Source organism: Massilia sp. YIM B02763, from assembly GCF_030412015.1.
GTDB lineage: Bacteria > Pseudomonadota > Gammaproteobacteria > Burkholderiales > Burkholderiaceae_D > Telluria.
Genome location: NZ_JASNRD010000004.1, coordinates 179,540 through 197,156 on the forward strand (window position 1 = coordinate 179,540; position 17,617 = coordinate 197,156).

Here is a 17,617-nt window from a genome sequence, read left to right on the forward strand (position 1 = left end):
CGCTGAGCTCGACCCCGGCATCCGTCGCTCGGCCAGGAACAACGACGAGGAGATCACGTGTCCGAGACAAAGAAGAAGCCCACCCTGCGTTCCGCGGCGTGGTTCGGTACCCAGGACAAGAACGGCTTCATGTACCGGAGCTGGATGAAGAACCAGGGCATCCCGGACCACGAGTTCCAGGGCAAGCCGATCATCGGCATCTGCAATACCTGGTCCGAACTCACGCCCTGCAACGCCCACTTCCGCAAGCTGGCCGAACACGTCAAGCGCGGCATCCTGGAAGCGGGCGGCTTCCCCGTCGAATTCCCCGTCTTCTCCAACGGCGAGTCGAACCTGCGCCCCACCGCCATGCTGACCCGCAACCTGGCCAGCATGGACGTCGAGGAATCCATCCGCGGCAATCCGATGGACGGCGTGGTGCTGCTGGTCGGCTGCGACAAGACCACGCCGGCCCTGCTGATGGGCGCGGCCAGCGTCGACATTCCCGCCATCGTCGTCACGGGCGGCCCCATGCTGAACGGCAAGCTGAACGGCAAGGACATCGGTTCCGGCACCGCCGTGTGGCAGCTGCACGAGCAGTTCAAGGGCGGCCAGATCACGATGCACGATTTCCTGGCGGCGGAAAGCGGCCACTCGCGCTCGGCCGGCACCTGCAACACGATGGGCACGGCGTCGACGATGGCCTGCATGGCCGAGGCGCTGGGCACCTCGCTGCCGCACAATGCCGCCATTCCCGCCGTCGACGCGCGCCGCTACGTGCTGGCGCACATGTCCGGCATGCGCATCGTCGAGATGGTCAATGAGGACCTGAAGCTGTCGAAGATCCTGACGCGCGCGAATTTCGAGAACGCGATCCGCGTGAACGCGGCCATCGGCGGCTCCACGAATGCCGTGATCCACCTGAAGGCGATCGCCGGCCGCATCGGCGTGCCGCTCGAGCTGGAAGACTGGACGGCCATCGGCAAGGGCACGCCGACCATCGTCGACCTGCTGCCCTCGGGCCGCTACCTGATGGAGGAGTTCTACTACGCCGGCGGCCTGCCGGGCGTGATCCGCCGCCTGGGCGAGGGCGGCCTGCTGCCCCATCCGGACGCGCCCACCGTCAATGGCCGCACGCTGTGGGAAAACACGCAGGACGCGCCGATCTACAACGACGAGGTGATCCGCAAGCTGGACGCGCCGCTGATCGACGACGGCGGCATCTGCATCCTGCGCGGCAACCTGGCGCCGCGCGGCGCCGTGCTGAAACCCTCGGCCGCCTCGCCGCACCTGATGACGCACCGCGGCCGTGCCGTCGTGTTCGAGGACTTCGAGCACTACAAGGAGCGCATCAACGATCCGGACCTGGACGTCGACGAGAACTCGGTGCTGGTGATGAAGAACTGCGGCCCGAAGGGCTATCCGGGCATGGCCGAAGTGGGCAATATGGGCTTGCCGCCCAAGCTGCTGGCGCGCGGCATCAAGGACATGGTGCGCATCTCGGACGCGCGCATGAGCGGCACCGCCTACGGCACCGTCGTGCTGCACGTGGCGCCGGAGGCGATGGCGGGCGGCCCGCTCGGTATCGTCAAGGACGGCGACTTCATCGAACTCGATTGCGCCAACGGACGCCTGCACCTGGACGTCCCGGACGAGGAGATCAGGACGCGCCAGGCCGACCGCGCCGAGAACCAGCCGGCGCTGCCGAAGACGGGGTATGCCGGGCTGTACATCGACCACGTGCTGCAGGCGGACGAAGGATGCGATTTCGATTTCCTCGTGGGCTGCCGCGGGTCCGCCGTTCCGAAGCATTCGCATTGATGTCGGCCGCATGAAAACACGCACAACGGAGACACCCATGCTGCTCATCCAATACACTACCGCCGGCGGCGAGCGCCGTGTCGGCATCCTGAACGGCGACACCGTCACGCCCATCGATGGCTACGCCACCACGCTGGAACTGGCCAGGGCGGCCATTGCCCAGGGCAAGGGCCTGGCCGCGCTGGCCGATGCCGGGGCCGGCAAGGACGCCGAATCCTACGAGGCGATCGCCGCGCAAGGCCGCGTGCTCCCGCCGCTGGACCACCCCGATCCCGCCCATTGCTACGTCACCGGCACGGGCCTCACGCACCTGGGCAGCGCCGACACGCGCGACGCCATGCACAAGAAGATCGGCGGCGACGTCGAGAACCTGTCCGACTCCATGAAGATGTTCCGCATGGGCGTCGAAGGCGGCAAGCCGCAGGCGGGAACGGCCGGCGTGCAGCCGGAGTGGTTCTACAAGGGCGACGGCTCGATCGTGCGCGCGTCCGGCCAGGCGCTGGACATGCCGGCATTCGCGCTGGACGGCGGCGAGGAGCCGGAGATCGCCGGCCTGTACGTGATCGGCGACGACGGCCAGCCCTGGCGCGTCGGCTTCGCCCTCGGCAACGAGTTCTCCGACCACGTGACGGAGCGCCAGAACTACCTGTACCTCGCGCATTCGAAGCTGCGCAGCTGCGGCGTCGGCCCGGCGCTGCTGGTGGGCGAACTGCCCGCCCACGTCGAGGGCGTCTCGCGGGTGCTGGACAAGGACGGCCGCGTGCGCTGGGAAAAGGCCTTCGTGTCGGGCGAACAGAACATGTCGCATACCATCGCCAACCTGGAGCACCACCATTTCAAGTACGGCCTGTTCAAGCGGCCCGGCGACGTGCACGTGCACTTCTTCGGCACGGCGACGCTGAGCTTCGCCGACAATGTGCGGGTGGAGGCGGGCGAGACCTTCGAGATTGCCTCTCCCCAGTTCGGGCCGGCGCTGCGCAATCCGCTGGCCATCCACCCGGCCCCGTACGCGCAGGTGAGGACGCTGTAGGCCGGGCCGCGCAAGGCACCATAAAACATAAACGAGACGGAGACACGCATGACAAAGTGGGCCAAGTACCCGAGCCTGGAGGGGCGGCGGGTATTCGTGACGGGAGGCGGCAGCGGTATCGGCGAGGCGATCGTGGCCGCGCTGGTGGAGCAGGGCGCCGTGGTCGGATTCGTCGACATCATGGTCGAGGCGAGCGAGGCGTTGGTCGCGCGCCTGTCCACGGCCGGCCGGCGGGCGCCGCTGTTTCGCCGCTGCGACATCACCGACATCCCCGCGCTGCAGGCCGCGATGGCCGAGATGGCGGCGGAACTGGGCGACTTCGACGTGGTGGTGAACAACGCCGCCAACGACCAGCGCCACCGGATCGACGACGTCACGGTCGACTACTTCGACGAGCGCATCGCCATCAACCAGCGTCCCATGTTCTTTACCGTGCAGGCCGCGCTGGAAGGCATGAAGCGGCGTGGCGGCGGCTCCGTCATCAACTTCAGCTCGATGTCCTTCCACGCCAAGAATCCGGGCTACCCGGTCTATGCGGCCACCAAGGCCTCCGTCATCGGCCTGACGCGCTGCCTGGCGCGCGACCTGGGCAAGTTCAACATCCGCGTCAATACCGTCACGCCGGGCTGGGTCATGACGCAGCGCCAGATCGACCTGTGGCTGGACGAGGCCGGGGAGGCCGAGATCGCGCGCGCCCAGTGCCTGCCCGGCAAGCTCATGCCCGACGATATCGCGGCCATGGTGCTGTTCCTGGCCGCCGACGACAGCAAGATGTGCACGGGCCAGGATTTCGTCGTGGACGCCGGTTGGACCTGACGGCATCGCGCCGAGCCGTACCCGTCGCCGTCGTCCCGCGCAAGCGGGGCGTCGGGATTCAACCATGTCGCGGAGCCGCCATGACCAAATTCGTTCCGATCGTCCTCGCATTCGCCCTACCCGCCGCCGTCGCCGTTCCCTTCGACGCTCCCCTCGCGAGCCCCGACCGCCACTTGAGCGTCGACGTGCGCGTGACGCCCGCCGGCACCCTGGAATATGCCGTGCAACGCGACGGCAAGCCCGTCATCCTGCCGTCCCCGCTGGGCCTCGTGCTGGAAGGCGCCGACCTCGCCAACGGATTGACGCTGGCGCAGGCGTCGCCCGTGCGCGCCATCGCCGACGACTACGAGCTCGCCGCCGGCAAGAAGCGGCACATCCGCTACCGTGCCAACGAACGGGTGGTCACGGTGCGCAACCCGAAGGGGCAGGCGATGGATGTCGCGTTCCGCGTCTCGAACGACGGCGTCGCCTTCCGCTACATCGTCGCCGATGCCGGCTTGCCGCTGAAGACCTTCGTCAGCGAGTCGACCGGTTTCGCGTTCGCCCAGGACGCGAAGGCCTGGCTGCAGCCGGTCGCCGTGGCGCAAGTCGGCTGGGGCCGCGCCAATCCCTCGTACGAAGAGCATTACCAGCGCGGCATTCCCGTCGGCACGCCGTCGCCGATGGCGGGCTGGGTGTTCCCCGCGCTGTTCCGCACGGGCGACACCTGGGTCGCGCTGACCGAGGCCGGCATGGACGGCAGCTGGCATGCGTCGCGCCTGGATGCGCGCTCGCCGGGCGGCGTCTACCGCCTGGGCACGCCGATGGCCCCGGAAGTGGCCGAGGCGAGGATGGGTGGCGGGCTGCTGGCCTCGGCCCGCGGCACGCTGACCTCGCCCTGGCGCGTCGTTGCCATCGGCAGCCTGGGCACGCTGGTCGAATCGACCCTCGGCACCGACCTCGCACTGCCCGCGATCGCGTTCGACCGCGCCAAGGCGGTACCCGGCCACGCGTCCTGGAGCTGGGCGCTGCTGAAGGACGATGCCACCGAGTTCGACACGCAGAAGCGCTTCATCGACTACGCCGCCGACATGGGCTGGAACTACACGCTGGTCGATGCCGAGTGGGACAAGCGCATCGGCTACGAACGGATGGCCGAGCTGGCGCGCTACGCGCAGTCCAAGCGGGTCGGCCTGCTGGCCTGGTACAACTCCTCGGGCGACTGGAACGACGTCCCGTTCACACCGAAGAGCAAGCTGCTGACGCACGCGCAGCGCAAGGCGGAGTTCGCGCGCATCGCAGGGATGGGCATCAAGGGCATCAAGGTCGATTTCTTCAACGGCGACGGCCAGTCGATGATCCGGTACTACGTCGACATCCTGAACGATGCGGCGGCGGCCGGCCTGCTGGTGAACTTCCACGGCGCGACGCTGCCGCGCGGCTGGGCGCGCACCTATCCGAACCTGATGACCGCGGAAGCCGTGCGCGGCTTCGAATACACGACCTTCGAGCAGAAGGACCAGGATGCCGTGCCGGCCCACGCGGCCATGCTGCCCTTCACGCGCAACCTGTTCGACCCGATGGACTTCACGCCCATGGTATTCGGCGACATCCCGAAGATCCGCCGCGTCACGCGCAACGGCTTCGAGCTGGCCGAGTCCGTGCTGTTCCTGTCCGGGATCCAGCACTACGCCGAGATGCCCGAGGGCATGGCCAAGGCGCCGCCCTACGTGAAGGCTTTCCTGCGCACGCTGCCGCGCAGCTGGGACGACGTGAAGTTCGTCGCCGGCGACCCAGGCCGCCACGCTGTCGTCGCCAGGAAGGCGGGCAGCGCGTGGTACATGGCCGGCTTCAACGGCACGGACGAGGACGCGACGCTCGACCTCGACCTGTCCTTCCTCGCCGGCCGCACGGGCCAGCTGATCACGGACGGCGCCGGCCCGCGCGACTTCGCGCAGGGCACGCTCGCCGGCGGCAGGCAGAAGATCGTCGTCAAGGCGCGCGGCGGCTTCGTCGCGCGCTTCGAGTAATCCAGTCACATGAACATATCAACAACAAGGGAGACCCATCGATGAAAGCATTCCGACCCGCCATCCTCGCACTCGGCATCCTGGCCGCGTTCCCCGCCTTCGCGCAGGTGAACGTCACCGTCGACGCCGGCAAGCCCGGCGCCACGATCAACAAGAACGTCTACGGCCAGTTTGCCGAACACCTGGGGACGGGCATCTACGAAGGCATGTGGGTCGGTCCGGAGTCGAAGATCCCGAATACGAAGGGCTGGCGCAACGACGTCGTCAAGGCACTGAAGGAACTGCACGTGCCGCTGGTGCGCTGGCCGGGCGGCTGCTTCGCCGATGAATACCACTGGCGCGACGGCATCGGCGCGCGCAACAAGCGGCCCGTGAAGGTGAACACGAACTGGGGCGGCGTCCCGGAGAGCAATGCGGTCGGCACCCACGAGTTCTTCGACCTCGTCGAGATGCTGGGCGCGGACGCCTATGTCAACGGCAACCTGGGCACGGGCACGCCGCAGGAGATGGCCGAGTGGATCGAGTACATGACCTCGGAGGGCGATTCCTCGCTGGCCCAGCTGCGCGCGAAGAACGGCCATCCGAAGCCGTTCAAGGTCGACTATTTCGCCGTCGGCAACGAGACCTGGGGCTGCGGCGGCAATATGCGGCCCGAATACTACGCGGACCTGTACAAGCACTACACGACGTTCATGAAGGCGCCCAAGGAGCGCCTGCCTAAATTCATCGCCAGCGGCGGCCACGACGACGACACCACCTGGACCGACGTCCTGAGCCGCGAGGCCGCCCGCGGCACCGACGCCATCAGCTTCCATTACTACACGCTGCCGACGGGCGTATGGGAAAGGAAGGGCGCCGCCGTCGGCTTCCCGGAATCCGAGTGGTTCTCGACGATGGCCAGCACGCTGCGCATGGACGACCACATCAAGCGCAACGTCGCCGTCCTCGACAAGAACGACCCGCAGAAGAAGATCGGCTTCTACGTGGACGAGTGGGGCACCTGGTACGACGTGGAAGCGGGCACCAACCCGGGCTTCCTGTTCCAGCGTAATACGATCCGCGACGCCGTCGTGGCCGCCCTCAACTTCAACATCTTCCACCAGTACGCCGACCGCGTGCGCATGACGAACATCGCGCAGATGGTCAACGTGCTGCAGGCCATGATCATTACCGACAAGGACCGGATGCTGCTGACGCCGACCTACTACGCCTTCCAGATGTACGTGCCGTTCCAGGATGCGACCTCGCTGCCGGTGGCGCTGTCGAACAACGCGACCTACGCCGTCAACGGCCGGGGCGTGCCGGGCATCAGCGCCTCGGCGGCGCGCGGCAAGGACGGCAAGACCTATGTCGCACTGGTGAACACCAACCCGCACGATGCGACCGACGTGGTGTTGAACGTCGCCGGCCGGTCCGTGAACGGCGTGCGCGGCCAGGTCCTCACGGCCGACGCGATGGACGCCCACAACACCTTCGAGCGCAAGGACGCCGTCAAGCCGGCCCCGTTCAGCGCCGCCGCCGCCGGCGGCAAGCTGACGATCAAGGTGCCGGCGAAGTCCGTCATGGTCGTGGCCGTCGAAGGCTGATCCACGCGGGCGGCATCAGCGGCGCCGTGCGAACACGCGGATGTCGATCGCATTCGCCATCGCCGCATAGCCGCTGTCGCCCGGATGCAGGTGGTCGCCCGAATCGTAGGCGGGCAGCAGGCGCCGCGGATGCCGCGGGTCGCGCAGCAGGGCGTCGAAGTCGACGACGGCATCGAACGGCGCGCTGCCGCGTATCCACGCGTTGACCCGCTGCCGCAACGCTTCCTTCGCGGCGCTGTAGTGGCCCGCGTAGGGCGTGCCTTCCAGCGCATGCTCGAACGGCGGCACGGTGGCGCCGGTGACGCGCAGGCCGCGCGCGTGGGCCGCCGCGACCAGCTGCGCATAGCCGTCCGCGAGTTCATCGAAGGACATCGGTGCCTCGTTCGGCGCGAACGGGCTGCCCGGCCAGCCGATGTCGTTCGTCCCGAGCAGCACGACCAGGTCGGTGGCGCCGGGCAGGCCGAACACGTCCTGCTCCAGCCGCGCCAGCGCATGCACGCCCATGCCGTCGCGCAGCAGGCGCGCGCCGGAGATGCCGGCATTGGCGACGGCGATGCCGTGCGGCGCCAGCCGCCGCGCCAGCGCGTCGGGCCAGCGCCGGTCGCGGTCCGCGGTCGAGCCGTTGCCGTCGGTGATCGAGTCGCCCAGCACGACGACCGTGCGCGCTTGCGCCGGCGGCGTCTCGACCAGCACGGCGTTCAGGAACAGGCGTCCCGGGATCCGCGTGTCCGCCGCGAAGCCGGGCGTGCCGGTCCGGTCGCCGCCCGCGATGGCGACCGTCTGCTGGGCGCCCCAATGGAAGCTGTCGACGGCGACCGGTCCGGGAAACCAGGTGAGGACATCCAGCCGCGACAGCGGCGCCACCGCGAACGCGACGGGATCGCTGACGAGCTGCGCGCCGGGCCGGATGACGGCCGCGGCCTGGCCGGCGAAGGTCACGCCGGCGCTGCGGCCGTCCTGCGCGATGCCGATCTTGCCGATGGCGACGGGCGCATGGCCGTAGCGGTTGGAGAAGACGAGGCGCAGGCGCGCGCCGCCCGTGCTGAGGCGCACCGTCTCGCGCGTCGTCTGCCGTTCCAGATGGGATGGAACGCCCGTGGGAAGGATGAAGTCCGGTCCCCAGGCCGGCTGCGGACTGGCGTGCCAGGATGTCGCCCAGCTTTCCTGGGCCGCCGCGTTGGCTCCCAGTGCCATGGCCAGTGCGAACAAGACCGTCTTCGTCAACGATGTACTCATGTGCTGCTCCTTTATCGATGGAGCGGCCACGATATCTTCTTCCCGAGTGACATGGAACGGCCCGGAATCGACTCTAGTTCATGCCATTTCGGAATGAAGGGCCGGCATGGATACCTTGAGGGCGATGCAATTCCTCGTGCGGACGATCGAGCTCGGCAGCCTGACGGCCGTCGCGCGCGAGTTCGGGACGACGCAGCCGACCGTGAGCAAGGTCATCGCCCAGCTGGAAGCGCAGCTGCAGGTGCGACTGCTGGAGCGCAGCACCAAGGGGCCCGTCGCGACCGAGCACGGCCTGCGTTTCTACGACCACGCCAAGGTCATGACGGAACAGTACGAGGCGGCCGTCGGCGAGATCCAGGGCGCGAGCGGCCAGCCGGCGGGCTTCCTGCGCATCCATGCGCCGGTCGGCCTGGGGCAGTTCCGCGTCAACGCGCTGGTACAGGAATTCATGCGGCTGTATCCGGGCGTCGAGGTGGAGCTCATCCTCGATGACCGCTTCGTCGACCTCGTGGCGGAGGGCGTCGACGTCGCCCTGCGGCTGGCGGCGCCGGGGCCGGTCCAGCATCTTTCCCAAACCGCAGTGGGACGGCACCTGGCCGTGGTGCCGCGCTTCCTCGTCGCGGCCCCGGCCTACTTGGCCCAGCATGGTGTGCCGCTGCAGCCGGACGACCTGGATGCGCACGACTTCGTCCGCTTCGCCACGGGCGCCGCCGGTGCCGGCGCGGCGCTCGACCTGACGCGATCCGGAGAACACGTCCGCGTGGAGACGCGCAGCCGCTACCGCATCAACAACGCGCTGGCGATCCGGGACGTGCTGGCGTCGGGCGGCGGCATCGGCCTGTGCCCCGAGTGGCTGGTGCGCGACCTGCTCGACGGGGGAGGGCTCGCGCGCGTGCTGCCCGACTGGTGGGCCACGCCGCAGGACCTGTACCTGCTGTATCCGTCGCGCCGCTACCAGCCGCTGCGCGCCAAGCTGTTCGTGCAGTTCGTGGCCGACCGGTTCCTCGCCTTGCCGGGGTTTTGCAAGCCTTTCTGAAATCGTTGCCCCGCGCTTGTTCCTGTGACAAGATGGAACGTCTTCAACCCACGTCCACCCGCCATGCCCGCAGACCGCCGTGACTTCATGATCGCCGTCGCCGCGACCGGCGCCGCCGCCTTGTCGCTGCCCTTGCCGGGCCTGGCCCAACCAGGAAACGCCATGTACGGATTGATTGGAAAGATGCGCACGGCGCCGGGCAAGCGCGATGCCGTCGTCGCACTGTTGCTGGAAGGTACGAAGGACATGCCGGGCTGCCGCAGCTACATCGTCGCCCGCGACCCGGCGGACGCCGATGCGATCTGGATCACGGAAGCCTGGGACAGCAAGGAGAGCCACAAGGCCTCGCTGGCGCTGCCCGGCGTGCAGAAGGCCATCGGCCAGGCGCGGCCGATGATCGCCGGCTTCGGCGAGCGCTTCGAGACGATGCCCGTGGGCGGCCAGTTCTGATATCGAAACGCGTATTACATACATCAAAAAATTGATTGGTTGAGCATCACTTTCTGTCATAGTATCTCGACACTAGACAGAAAAAATCGGAGACAACGTGATGACCCTCACCCGCAGGACGTTCCTGGGTGCGGCGGCTGCCGCATCGTGCGCCGCCGCCCTCCCGGCCATTGCCGCCAAACCCCTCACCATCGGCTTTTCGCAGGTCGGCGCCGAAAGCGAATGGCGTACCGCGAACACCGCCTCGATCAAGGACGCGACCAGGCGCGCCGGCATCAACCTGAAATTCGCGGACGCCCAGCAACAGCAGCAGAACCAGGTCAAGGCGATCCGCTCCTTCATCGCCCAGCGCGTCGACATCATCGCGTTTTCCCCGGTCGTGGAGACGGGCTGGGAGACCGTGCTGCGCGAAGCGAAGAACGCGAAGATCCCCGTGATCCTGACCGACCGCGCGGTCAAGGTCAGCGACCCGTCGCTGTACGTCAGCTTCATCGGCTCCGACTTCGTCGAGGAAGGCCGGCGCGCCGGCAAGTGGCTGCTGGACTACGCGAAGAAGAACGGCGACAAGCCCCTGAATATCGTCGAGCTGCAGGGCACGACGGGGGCGGCGCCGGCGAACGACCGCAAGAAGGGTTTTGCGGAAGCCATCGCGTCCAATCCGAAGCTGAAGATCATCCGCTCGCAGACGGGCGACTTCACCCGCGCCAAGGGCAAGGAGGTGATGGAAGCCTTCCTGAAATCCGAAGGCAAGCATATCAACGTGCTGTACGCCCACAACGACGACATGGCGATCGGCGCGATCCAGGCGATCGAGGAAGCGGGCCTGAAACCGGGCAAGGACATCGTCATCGTCTCGATCGACGGCGTGCGCGGCGCGTTCGAGGCGATGAAGGCCGGCAAGCTGAACGTCACCATCGAGTGCAATCCGCTGCTCGGGCCGATCCTCGTGCAGACCGCCCAGGAGGTCGCGGCCGGCAAGCCCGTCTCCAAGCGCATCACCGTCAACGAGGGCGTGTTCCCGGCGGAGGTGGCGGCCAAGGAACTCCCGAACCGCCGCTACTGAGGCGGCCATGGTCGCCGCCAGCCAGCCGGTCCTCGAGGTCACCGGCATCCACAAGCAGTTCCCCGGCGTGAGGGCCTTGTGCGACGCCGGCCTGCGCCTGTTCCCAGGCGAAGTCCACACGCTGATGGGACAGAACGGCGCGGGCAAGTCCACGCTGATCAAGGTGCTCACGGGCGTCTACCAGCCCGACGCGGGCGGCATCGTGCTGGACGGCCGGGCCATCCGGCCGCGCTCCACGCAGGACGCGCAAGACCTGGGCATCAGCACCGTGTACCAGGAAGTGAACCTGTGCCCGAACCTGTCGGTCGCGGAAAACATCTTCATCGGCCGCTATCCGCGCCGCTTCGGACTGGTCGACTGGCGCACGATGAGAGCGCAGGCAAGCGCGCTGCTGGAACGCCTGCAGATCCGCGTCGACGTGGCCCGGTCCCTGGCGGATTATCCGCTGGCGATCCAGCAGATGGTCGCCATCGCGCGCGCCCTGAACACGCGGTCGCGCGTGCTGATCCTCGACGAGCCCACGTCCAGCCTCGACGAAGCCGAGGTGCAGACGCTGTTCGCCGTGCTGCGCCGCCTGCGCGAGGAGGGCATGGCGATCCTGTTCGTCACCCACTTCCTGGACCAGACCTATGCGATCTCGGACCGCATCACGGTCATGCGCAACGGCGAGCGCGAAGGCGAGTACGCATGCACCGAACTCTCGCGCCTGGCGCTGGTGAACAAGATGATCGGCGCCCCGGCCGACGGCGCCGGGCCCGAAGCGGAGGAAGCGGCGCCCACCGGACATGAGGCGGGCGAGGTGTTCCTGGCCGCGCGCGGCATCGCGCGCAAGGGCGTGCTGTCGCCCGTCGACCTGGACGTGCGGCGCGGCGAGCTGCTGGGCCTTGCGGGCCTGCTGGGCTCCGGCCGCACGGAGACGGCGCGCCTGCTGTTCGGCGCCGACCGGCTCGATGCCGGCGCGATCCACGTGGGCGGCAGGGAGCGCGGCTTTTCGAATCCGCGCGACGCCATCGCCGCGGGCATCGCCTTCTGTTCGGAAGACCGCAAGCACGAAGGCGCGATCCTGCCGCTGTCCGTGCGCGAAAACGTGGTGCTGGCGCTGCAGGCCAGGCAGGGCATCTGGCGCGCGATCCCGATGAAGCGCCAGCAGCAGCTGGCCAGCGACTACGTCAAGCGGCTGGGCATCAAGACGGCCGGCATCGAGACGCCGATCGGCCTGCTGTCCGGCGGCAACCAGCAGAAGGTATTGCTGGCGCGCTGGCTGGCGACGGATCCGTCCCTGCTCATCCTCGACGAGCCCACGCGCGGCATCGACGTGCGCGCCAAGCAGGAGATCATGGACACCGTGAGCGCGCTGTGCCGCAAGGGCATGGCCGTCCTGTTCATCTCGTCCGAGCTGCCCGAGGTGCTGCGCGTGTCCGACCGCATGGTCGTCATGCGCGACCGCAAGGCCTGCGGCGAGTACCGCCGCGGCGAGCTCGACGACAAGTCCGTGCTGCAGGCGATCGCCGGCGACGCGGCGGGGGAGTGCGCATGACGACCCGCGTCCAGCAATCCCTGCCGTCGCAGGCCAGCGCCGGCGCCGCGCGCCGCGCCTGGCTCGCGCATCCGCTGCTGCGTCCCATCGGCGCGCTGCTCGTGCTGCTCGTGCTCGACGCCTTCCTCGTGCCCGGCTTCTTCCGCCTCGAGATCAAGGACGGCCACCTGTACGGCAGCCTGGTCGACATCCTCAACCGCGCGGCGCCGCTGATGCTGGCCGCGCTGGGGATGACCCTCGTGATCGCCACGCGCGGCATCGACATTTCCGTCGGCGCCGTCGTCGCACTGTCCGGCACCGTCGCGGCCATGCTGGCCAAGGACGGCATGGCGAGCGCCTTGCTGGCCGCGTTCGGCACGGCCCTGCTGTGCGGACTGTGGAACGGCGTGCTGGTGGCGGGCATCCGGCTGCAGCCCATCGTCGCCACGCTGATCCTGATGGTGGCGGGACGCGGGCTTGCCCAGCTGCTGACGGACGGCCAGATCGTCACCGTCTACCACGAACCCTTCTTCTTCCTCGGCGGCGGCTACCTGCTCGGCCTGCCGTTCTCGGTGTTCGTGGCGACCGCCGTGTTCCTGGCCACGCTGCTGCTGGTGAAGAAGACGGCACTGGGCCTGTTCATCCAGGCGGTGGGCATCAATCCAGTGGCGGCGCGCCTGGCGGGCCTGCGCACGGCGACCCTGACCGTGTTCGTCTACGTGTTCTGCAGCGCCTGCGCTGGGCTGGCGGGCATGCTGGTCACCTCCAACATCAAGAGCGCGGACGCCAACAATGCCGGGCTGGCGCTGGAGCTCGACGCCATCCTCGCCGTCACGCTGGGCGGCACGCTGCTGTCCGGCGGCCGCTTCAGCCTCGTGGGCAGCATGATCGGCGCGCTGATCATCCAGACGCTGACCTACACGATCTATTCGCTGGGCGTGCCGCCCGAGGTGAACATGGTCGTGAAATCCCTCGTCGTGTTCGCCGTCTGCATCTCGCAGTCGAGCGAACTGCGCAACCTCGTTCGCCGGAGGCCCGCATGAGCGCCATCGCAGGCAACGGGCGCGGCATCCCGGCCGCGCCCTGGTTCACGTCCCTCGTCACCGTCGTGCTGCTGGTGGCGATGCTGGGCATCGGCGGGGCCGCCTATCCGGGCTTCCTGTCGCTGCAGGTGCTGTTCAACCTGCTGATCGACAATGCCTTCCTGCTCGTGCTGGCCATCGGCATGGGCTTCGTGATCCTGTCCGGCGGCATCGACCTGTCGGTGGGCGCGGTGCTGGCCCTGTCGACGATGGTCACGGCCTGGCTGCTGCAGACGGCGCACTGGCATCCCGCGCTCGTCATCGCCGCCGTGCTGGCCATGGGCGCGCTGTTCGGCGGCGCGATGGGCGCGATCATCCACCTGTTCAAGCTGCAGCCCTTCATCGTCACGCTGGCCGGCATGTTCCTGGCGCGCGGGCTGTGCTACCTGATCAGCGTCGATTCGATCACCATCGACGAGCCGTTCTTCGCCGCGGTGTCGCAGACGCAGATCCCGCTGGCGGGCGGCTTCGTGTCGCCCGGCGCCGTCGTCGCGCTGGTCGTGCTGCTGCTGGCCGTCTGGCTCGCGCACTTCACGGCGTTCGGCCGCGCCATCTACGCCATCGGCGGCAACGAACAGTCGGCCGCGATGATGGGCCTGGACGTGGGCCGCACGAAGGTGGCCGTGTATGCCTTGTCCGGCCTGTGCGCGGCGCTGGGCGGCGTGCTGTTCTCGTTCTACATGCTGTCCGGCTACGGCCAGCACGGGCAGGGCATCGAGCTCGATGCCATCGCGGCCGTCGTCATCGGCGGCACGCTGCTCACGGGCGGCTACGGCTATATCGCGGGGGCGCTGTCGGGCGTACTGGTGCTGGGGGCGATCCAGACCCTGATCGCCTTCGACGGCACGCTCAGTTCCTGGTGGACCAGGATCGTGATCGGGACGCTGCTGTTCGTCTTTTGCGTGGTGCAGCGGGTCGTGGGTGGAAGGGCGACGTAGTTCATGCAAGAATCAGGTCCCTGCACCTTTTGCGACAGCCTCGCGGGCAGGACCCGATTTCGCGTGCACACGAATAACAAGATGAGACAACGATGGATGCCACCAACCCTAACTGGTTCCTGAAGGCGCGCCTCAAGACGCGCCAGCTGCTGCTGCTGATCGCCCTCGACGACTACCGCAATATCCACCGCGCCGCCGACGAGCTGCACATGACTCAGCCGGCCGCCTCCAAGCAGATCAAGGATCTCGAGGAGATGCTCGACGTGAAGCTGTTCGAGCGCCTGCCGCGCGGCATGGAGCCGACCATCTATGGGGAGACGATGATCCGCCACGCGCGCATGGCCTTGACGAGCCTGGCGCTGGCGCATGACGACATCGTCACGCTGAAGGCCGGCCTCACGGGCCAGGTCGAGGTCGGCGTCATCATGACGCCGGCCATGGCCTTGCTGCCGCGCGCTATCGCACGGGTGAAGGAAGAGGCGCCGCTGCTGCGCATCGGCGTGCAGCTCGAGACCAGCAACGTGCTGCTCGACAAGCTCCAGCACGGCACGCTGGACTTCATGATCGGCCGCATCTTCGAGACGAGCGACACTTCCGGCCTGATCTACGAGGAACTGACGGAGGAGCCGGCCTGCGCCGTCGTGCGGCCCGGCCATCCGTTGCTCGACCGGCGCCAGCTGGCGCTCGGCGACATCGCGCCGCTGCCGTGGATCCTGCCGCCGCACGGCAGCATCCTGCGCTACCGCTTCGACATGATGTTCCGCCGCGCTGGCCTGGCGCCGCCCGCCAACGTGGTCGACACCACCGCCATGCTGATGATCACGGCACTGCTGCAGCAGACGGATTCGCTGCACGTGATGCCGCTCGAAGTGGCGCAGTACTACGCCTCGCTGAACGTGATGCGCGTACTTCCCATCGAGCTGCCCTGCAAGATGGATGCCTTCGGCATCATCCGCCAGCAGGACCACCTGCTGTCGCCCGGGGCGGACATGTTGTTGCGTGCCGTAAGGGCTGCCGCGCATGAAATTTACTAAACAATAAGGAACCGCCGGGTTTTGTTGCGTAGAAAACTCATCATCTAAAAAAACTTCTTCAGATTATTTTTTCTCCATCGACATGTAATGACGGCCGCCTTAACCTGTTGCCGACGGTTAATACCGCAAAAACGATACGTTGTCGGACGACGGAGAGAGAATGAAAATTGCAAATCTGAAAATTGGTACCCGCCTGACGATGGGTTTCGGCTTCCTGTGCGTCGCGCTGGTCTTCATGGTCGGGCAGGGGACGGTCATGCTCGGCCGCATCAACGAAGGTACCGATACCATCGTCAACAAGCGCCTTCCGCGGGTGGACTTGAGCAACCGGCTGCAGAAGGAAGTGACCGATGTGGCGCTGGCGCTGCGCAACATGATGCTGAACGACGATGCGGCGGACCGTGCCAGGCAGCATGAGGAAATCGCTTCGTCGCGCCGCGAGATCGATGTCCTGTTGGGCGAACTCGACAAGACGCTGACGAGCGAGCAAGGCCGTGAGATCCTGCGCCGCCAGCAGGAGTCGCAGGAGAAATACACGAGCCGTGCCCAGGAGCTGCTCAAGCTGGTCGAGGCCGGCGACGACGCCGGCGCGCGCGCCTACCTGGCCAAGGAACTGCGTCCCGTGCTGGCCGCCTACCTGGTGGCGATCGGCGAGCAGATCAAGATGCAGAAGGACCTGAGCGCCGCCGATGCCGAAGCCGCCGCCAAGCTGTACCAGGAGACGCGCATGTTCATGGTCGTGCTGGGCCTCGTCGTGCTGGCCCTGGCCGGCGCCATCGGCTGGTGGATCACCCGCTCGATCACCCATCCGCTGAAGAACGCGCTGGACGTGGCGACCGCCGTCGCCGCCGGCGACCTGACCACGAAGGTCGAGGTGTCGAGCACCTGCGAGGTCGGCCAGCTGCTGGGCGCGCTGAAGACCATGAACGAGAACCTGGTCGCCACCGTCACCACGGTACGCACGGGCACGGATGCCATCGCCACCGCGTCGAGCCAGGTCTCGGCCGGCAACCAGGACCTGTCGGCGCGCACCGAGCAGCAGGCCAGCTCGCTGGAAGAGACGGCGTCGTCGATGGAAGAACTGACGGGTACCGTGCGCCAGAACGCGGACAACGCGCGCCAGGCGAACACGCTGGCCGAGACCGCGTCCGGCGTGGCCACGCGCGGCGGCGAGGTGATCGCCGAGGTGGTCGACACGATGGCGCAGATCCATGCCGCCTCGGGCAAGATCACCGACATCATTTCCGTCATCGACGGCCTCGCGTTCCAGACCAATCTCCTGGCGCTGAACGCGGCCGTGGAAGCGGCCCGCGCGGGCGAGCAGGGCCGCGGCTTCGCCGTCGTGGCGGGCGAGGTGCGCAACCTGGCCCAGCGCTCGGCCGCCGCCGCCAAGGAAATCAAGACCCTCATCGACGATTCGAGCGGCAAGGTCGAAGCGGGCACGCGTCTCGTGCAGCAGGCCGGCACGACGATGACGGACATCGTCGACAGCGTGCGCCGCGTCACCGACATCCTGGGCGAGATCTCGTCGGCCAGCCAGGAACAGAGCGCCGGCATCGAGCAGGTCAACCAGGCCATCACGCAGATGGACGACGTGACCCAGCAGAACGCCGCCCTGGTCGAGGAAGCCGCCGCCGCCTCGCAGGCGCTGCAGGAACAGGCCAGCCGCCTGGCCGAGGCCGTGGCCGTGTTCAAGCTGGATGGGGCGAGCGTGCAGGCTGCCGCGCCGGCCGAGCCAGCCGCCAGGGCCGCCGTCGCGAAGCCGGCACCGGCTGCACTGCCGGCCGCACGCCCGGCGCTCAAGCCCGTGGTCAAGCCCGCGGTCAAGCCAGTTGCGGCGGCCGCACAGCGCGCCGCGGCGCGCCAGCCGACCGCCGACGAGTGGGAAGAGTTCTGACGCCTGCCTGACCGGCATGCGATGAGGGGGCCCCGGCCGTGCGACAGCGCGGACCGGGGCCTTTGTCTTGTGCCCTGTCTTGTCGGTACGCCGCCTGTATTGCACCTTGATCAATAATGTGATT

14 protein-coding genes are annotated in these 17,617 nt (G+C 67.8%); 13 read left to right on the forward strand and 1 reads right to left on the reverse strand.

Translation table 11 applies throughout. The annotated features are described in order from the left end of the window. Window positions 1–57 precede the first annotated feature (57 nt). The 5 genes from QPK32_RS08315 (at window position 58) to QPK32_RS08335 (ending at window position 7,241) form a co-directional block, all read left to right on the forward strand. Window positions 58–1,800, forward strand: coding sequence for an IlvD/Edd family dehydratase (locus tag QPK32_RS08315; RefSeq protein ID WP_290412326.1), 1,743 nt, complete (start codon window positions 58–60; stop codon window positions 1,798–1,800). Window positions 1,801–1,837: 37 nt separating this feature from the next. After that, window positions 1,838–2,830 carry an AraD1 family protein gene (gene araD1 / locus QPK32_RS08320; RefSeq protein WP_290412327.1) on the forward strand — a complete coding sequence of 331 codons (993 nt, stop codon included), beginning with the start codon at window positions 1,838–1,840 and terminating at the stop codon, window positions 2,828–2,830. A 48-nt stretch (window positions 2,831–2,878) separates the two neighbouring features. Then, the gene (locus QPK32_RS08325) at window positions 2,879–3,646 is read left to right on the forward strand and encodes an SDR family NAD(P)-dependent oxidoreductase (protein ID WP_290412328.1); all 768 of its coding nucleotides are present in this window, start codon (window positions 2,879–2,881) and stop codon (window positions 3,644–3,646) included. Window positions 3,647–3,726: 80 nt separating this feature from the next. Beyond that, window positions 3,727–5,655, forward strand: coding sequence for a glycoside hydrolase family 97 protein (locus tag QPK32_RS08330; protein ID WP_290412329.1), 1,929 nt, complete (start codon window positions 3,727–3,729; stop codon window positions 5,653–5,655). Between the two features lie 41 nt (window positions 5,656–5,696). Next, on the forward strand, window positions 5,697–7,241 hold the full coding sequence (locus tag QPK32_RS08335) for an alpha-N-arabinofuranosidase (RefSeq protein WP_290412330.1): 1,545 nt from the start codon (window positions 5,697–5,699) through the stop codon (window positions 7,239–7,241). Between the two features lie 15 nt (window positions 7,242–7,256). On the opposite strand, the gene QPK32_RS08340 is transcribed toward QPK32_RS08335, so the two are convergent. Next, window positions 7,257–8,477, reverse strand: coding sequence for an SGNH/GDSL hydrolase family protein (locus tag QPK32_RS08340; protein ID WP_290412331.1), 1,221 nt, complete (start codon window positions 8,475–8,477; stop codon window positions 7,257–7,259). A 106-nt stretch (window positions 8,478–8,583) separates the two neighbouring features. Here QPK32_RS08340 and QPK32_RS08345 point away from each other — a divergent pair, with 106 nt between their 5' ends. From QPK32_RS08345 to QPK32_RS08380, 8 genes are all read left to right on the forward strand, one after another. Next, a complete protein-coding gene (locus QPK32_RS08345; protein ID WP_290412332.1) occupies window positions 8,584–9,513 on the forward strand; it encodes a LysR family transcriptional regulator in 930 nt (309 codons plus the stop codon). 63 nt (window positions 9,514–9,576) lie between these two features. Then, window positions 9,577–9,963 (forward strand): putative quinol monooxygenase, encoded by a 387-nt coding sequence (locus QPK32_RS08350; protein WP_290412333.1) that lies wholly within the window; start codon window positions 9,577–9,579, stop codon window positions 9,961–9,963. A gap of 100 nt (window positions 9,964–10,063) precedes the next feature. Beyond that, entirely contained in the window at window positions 10,064–11,026 is a 963-nt protein-coding gene (locus tag QPK32_RS08355) for an ABC transporter substrate-binding protein (protein WP_290412462.1), read from the forward strand. A 7-nt stretch (window positions 11,027–11,033) separates the two neighbouring features. Then, window positions 11,034–12,563, forward strand: coding sequence for a sugar ABC transporter ATP-binding protein (locus tag QPK32_RS08360; RefSeq protein WP_290412334.1), 1,530 nt, complete (start codon window positions 11,034–11,036; stop codon window positions 12,561–12,563). Beyond that, complete coding sequence (locus QPK32_RS08365) at window positions 12,560–13,585, forward strand: ABC transporter permease (protein WP_290412335.1); 1,026 nt, start codon at window positions 12,560–12,562, stop codon at window positions 13,583–13,585. The genes QPK32_RS08360 and QPK32_RS08365 overlap by 4 nt, the downstream gene beginning before the upstream one ends. Continuing rightward, window positions 13,582–14,562, forward strand: a complete 981-nt coding sequence (yjfF, locus tag QPK32_RS08370) for a galactofuranose ABC transporter, permease protein YjfF (protein ID WP_290412336.1) — start codon at window positions 13,582–13,584, stop codon at window positions 14,560–14,562. Before QPK32_RS08365 ends, yjfF begins: the two co-directional genes overlap by 4 nt. Before the next feature lie 92 nt (window positions 14,563–14,654). After that, window positions 14,655–15,596, forward strand: coding sequence for a LysR family transcriptional regulator (locus QPK32_RS08375; protein WP_290412337.1), 942 nt, complete (start codon window positions 14,655–14,657; stop codon window positions 15,594–15,596). A gap of 160 nt (window positions 15,597–15,756) precedes the next feature. Further along, on the forward strand, window positions 15,757–17,493 hold the full coding sequence (locus QPK32_RS08380) for a methyl-accepting chemotaxis protein (RefSeq protein WP_290412338.1): 1,737 nt from the start codon (window positions 15,757–15,759) through the stop codon (window positions 17,491–17,493). Window positions 17,494–17,617: the final 124 nt, after the last annotated feature.

Coding starts and splice junctions, on each gene's coding strand:
- araD1 (WP_290412327.1), top strand. CDS start 1,838: ATGCTGCTCATCCAATACACTACCGCCGGCGGCGAGCGCCGTGTCGGC.
- QPK32_RS08325 (WP_290412328.1), top strand. CDS start 2,879: ATGACAAAGTGGGCCAAGTACCCGAGCCTGGAGGGGCGGCGGGTATTC.
- QPK32_RS08330 (WP_290412329.1), top strand. CDS start 3,727: ATGACCAAATTCGTTCCGATCGTCCTCGCATTCGCCCTACCCGCCGCC.
- QPK32_RS08335 (WP_290412330.1), top strand. CDS start 5,697: ATGAAAGCATTCCGACCCGCCATCCTCGCACTCGGCATCCTGGCCGCG.
- QPK32_RS08340 (WP_290412331.1), bottom strand. CDS start 8,477: ATGAGTACATCGTTGACGAAGACGGTCTTGTTCGCACTGGCCATGGCA.
- QPK32_RS08345 (WP_290412332.1), top strand. CDS start 8,584: ATGGATACCTTGAGGGCGATGCAATTCCTCGTGCGGACGATCGAGCTC.
- QPK32_RS08350 (WP_290412333.1), top strand. CDS start 9,577: ATGCCCGCAGACCGCCGTGACTTCATGATCGCCGTCGCCGCGACCGGC.
- QPK32_RS08355 (WP_290412462.1), top strand. CDS start 10,064: ATGACCCTCACCCGCAGGACGTTCCTGGGTGCGGCGGCTGCCGCATCG.
- QPK32_RS08360 (WP_290412334.1), top strand. CDS start 11,034: ATGGTCGCCGCCAGCCAGCCGGTCCTCGAGGTCACCGGCATCCACAAG.
- QPK32_RS08365 (WP_290412335.1), top strand. CDS start 12,560: ATGACGACCCGCGTCCAGCAATCCCTGCCGTCGCAGGCCAGCGCCGGC.
- yjfF (WP_290412336.1), top strand. CDS start 13,582: ATGAGCGCCATCGCAGGCAACGGGCGCGGCATCCCGGCCGCGCCCTGG.
- QPK32_RS08375 (WP_290412337.1), top strand. CDS start 14,655: ATGGATGCCACCAACCCTAACTGGTTCCTGAAGGCGCGCCTCAAGACG.
- QPK32_RS08380 (WP_290412338.1), top strand. CDS start 15,757: ATGAAAATTGCAAATCTGAAAATTGGTACCCGCCTGACGATGGGTTTC.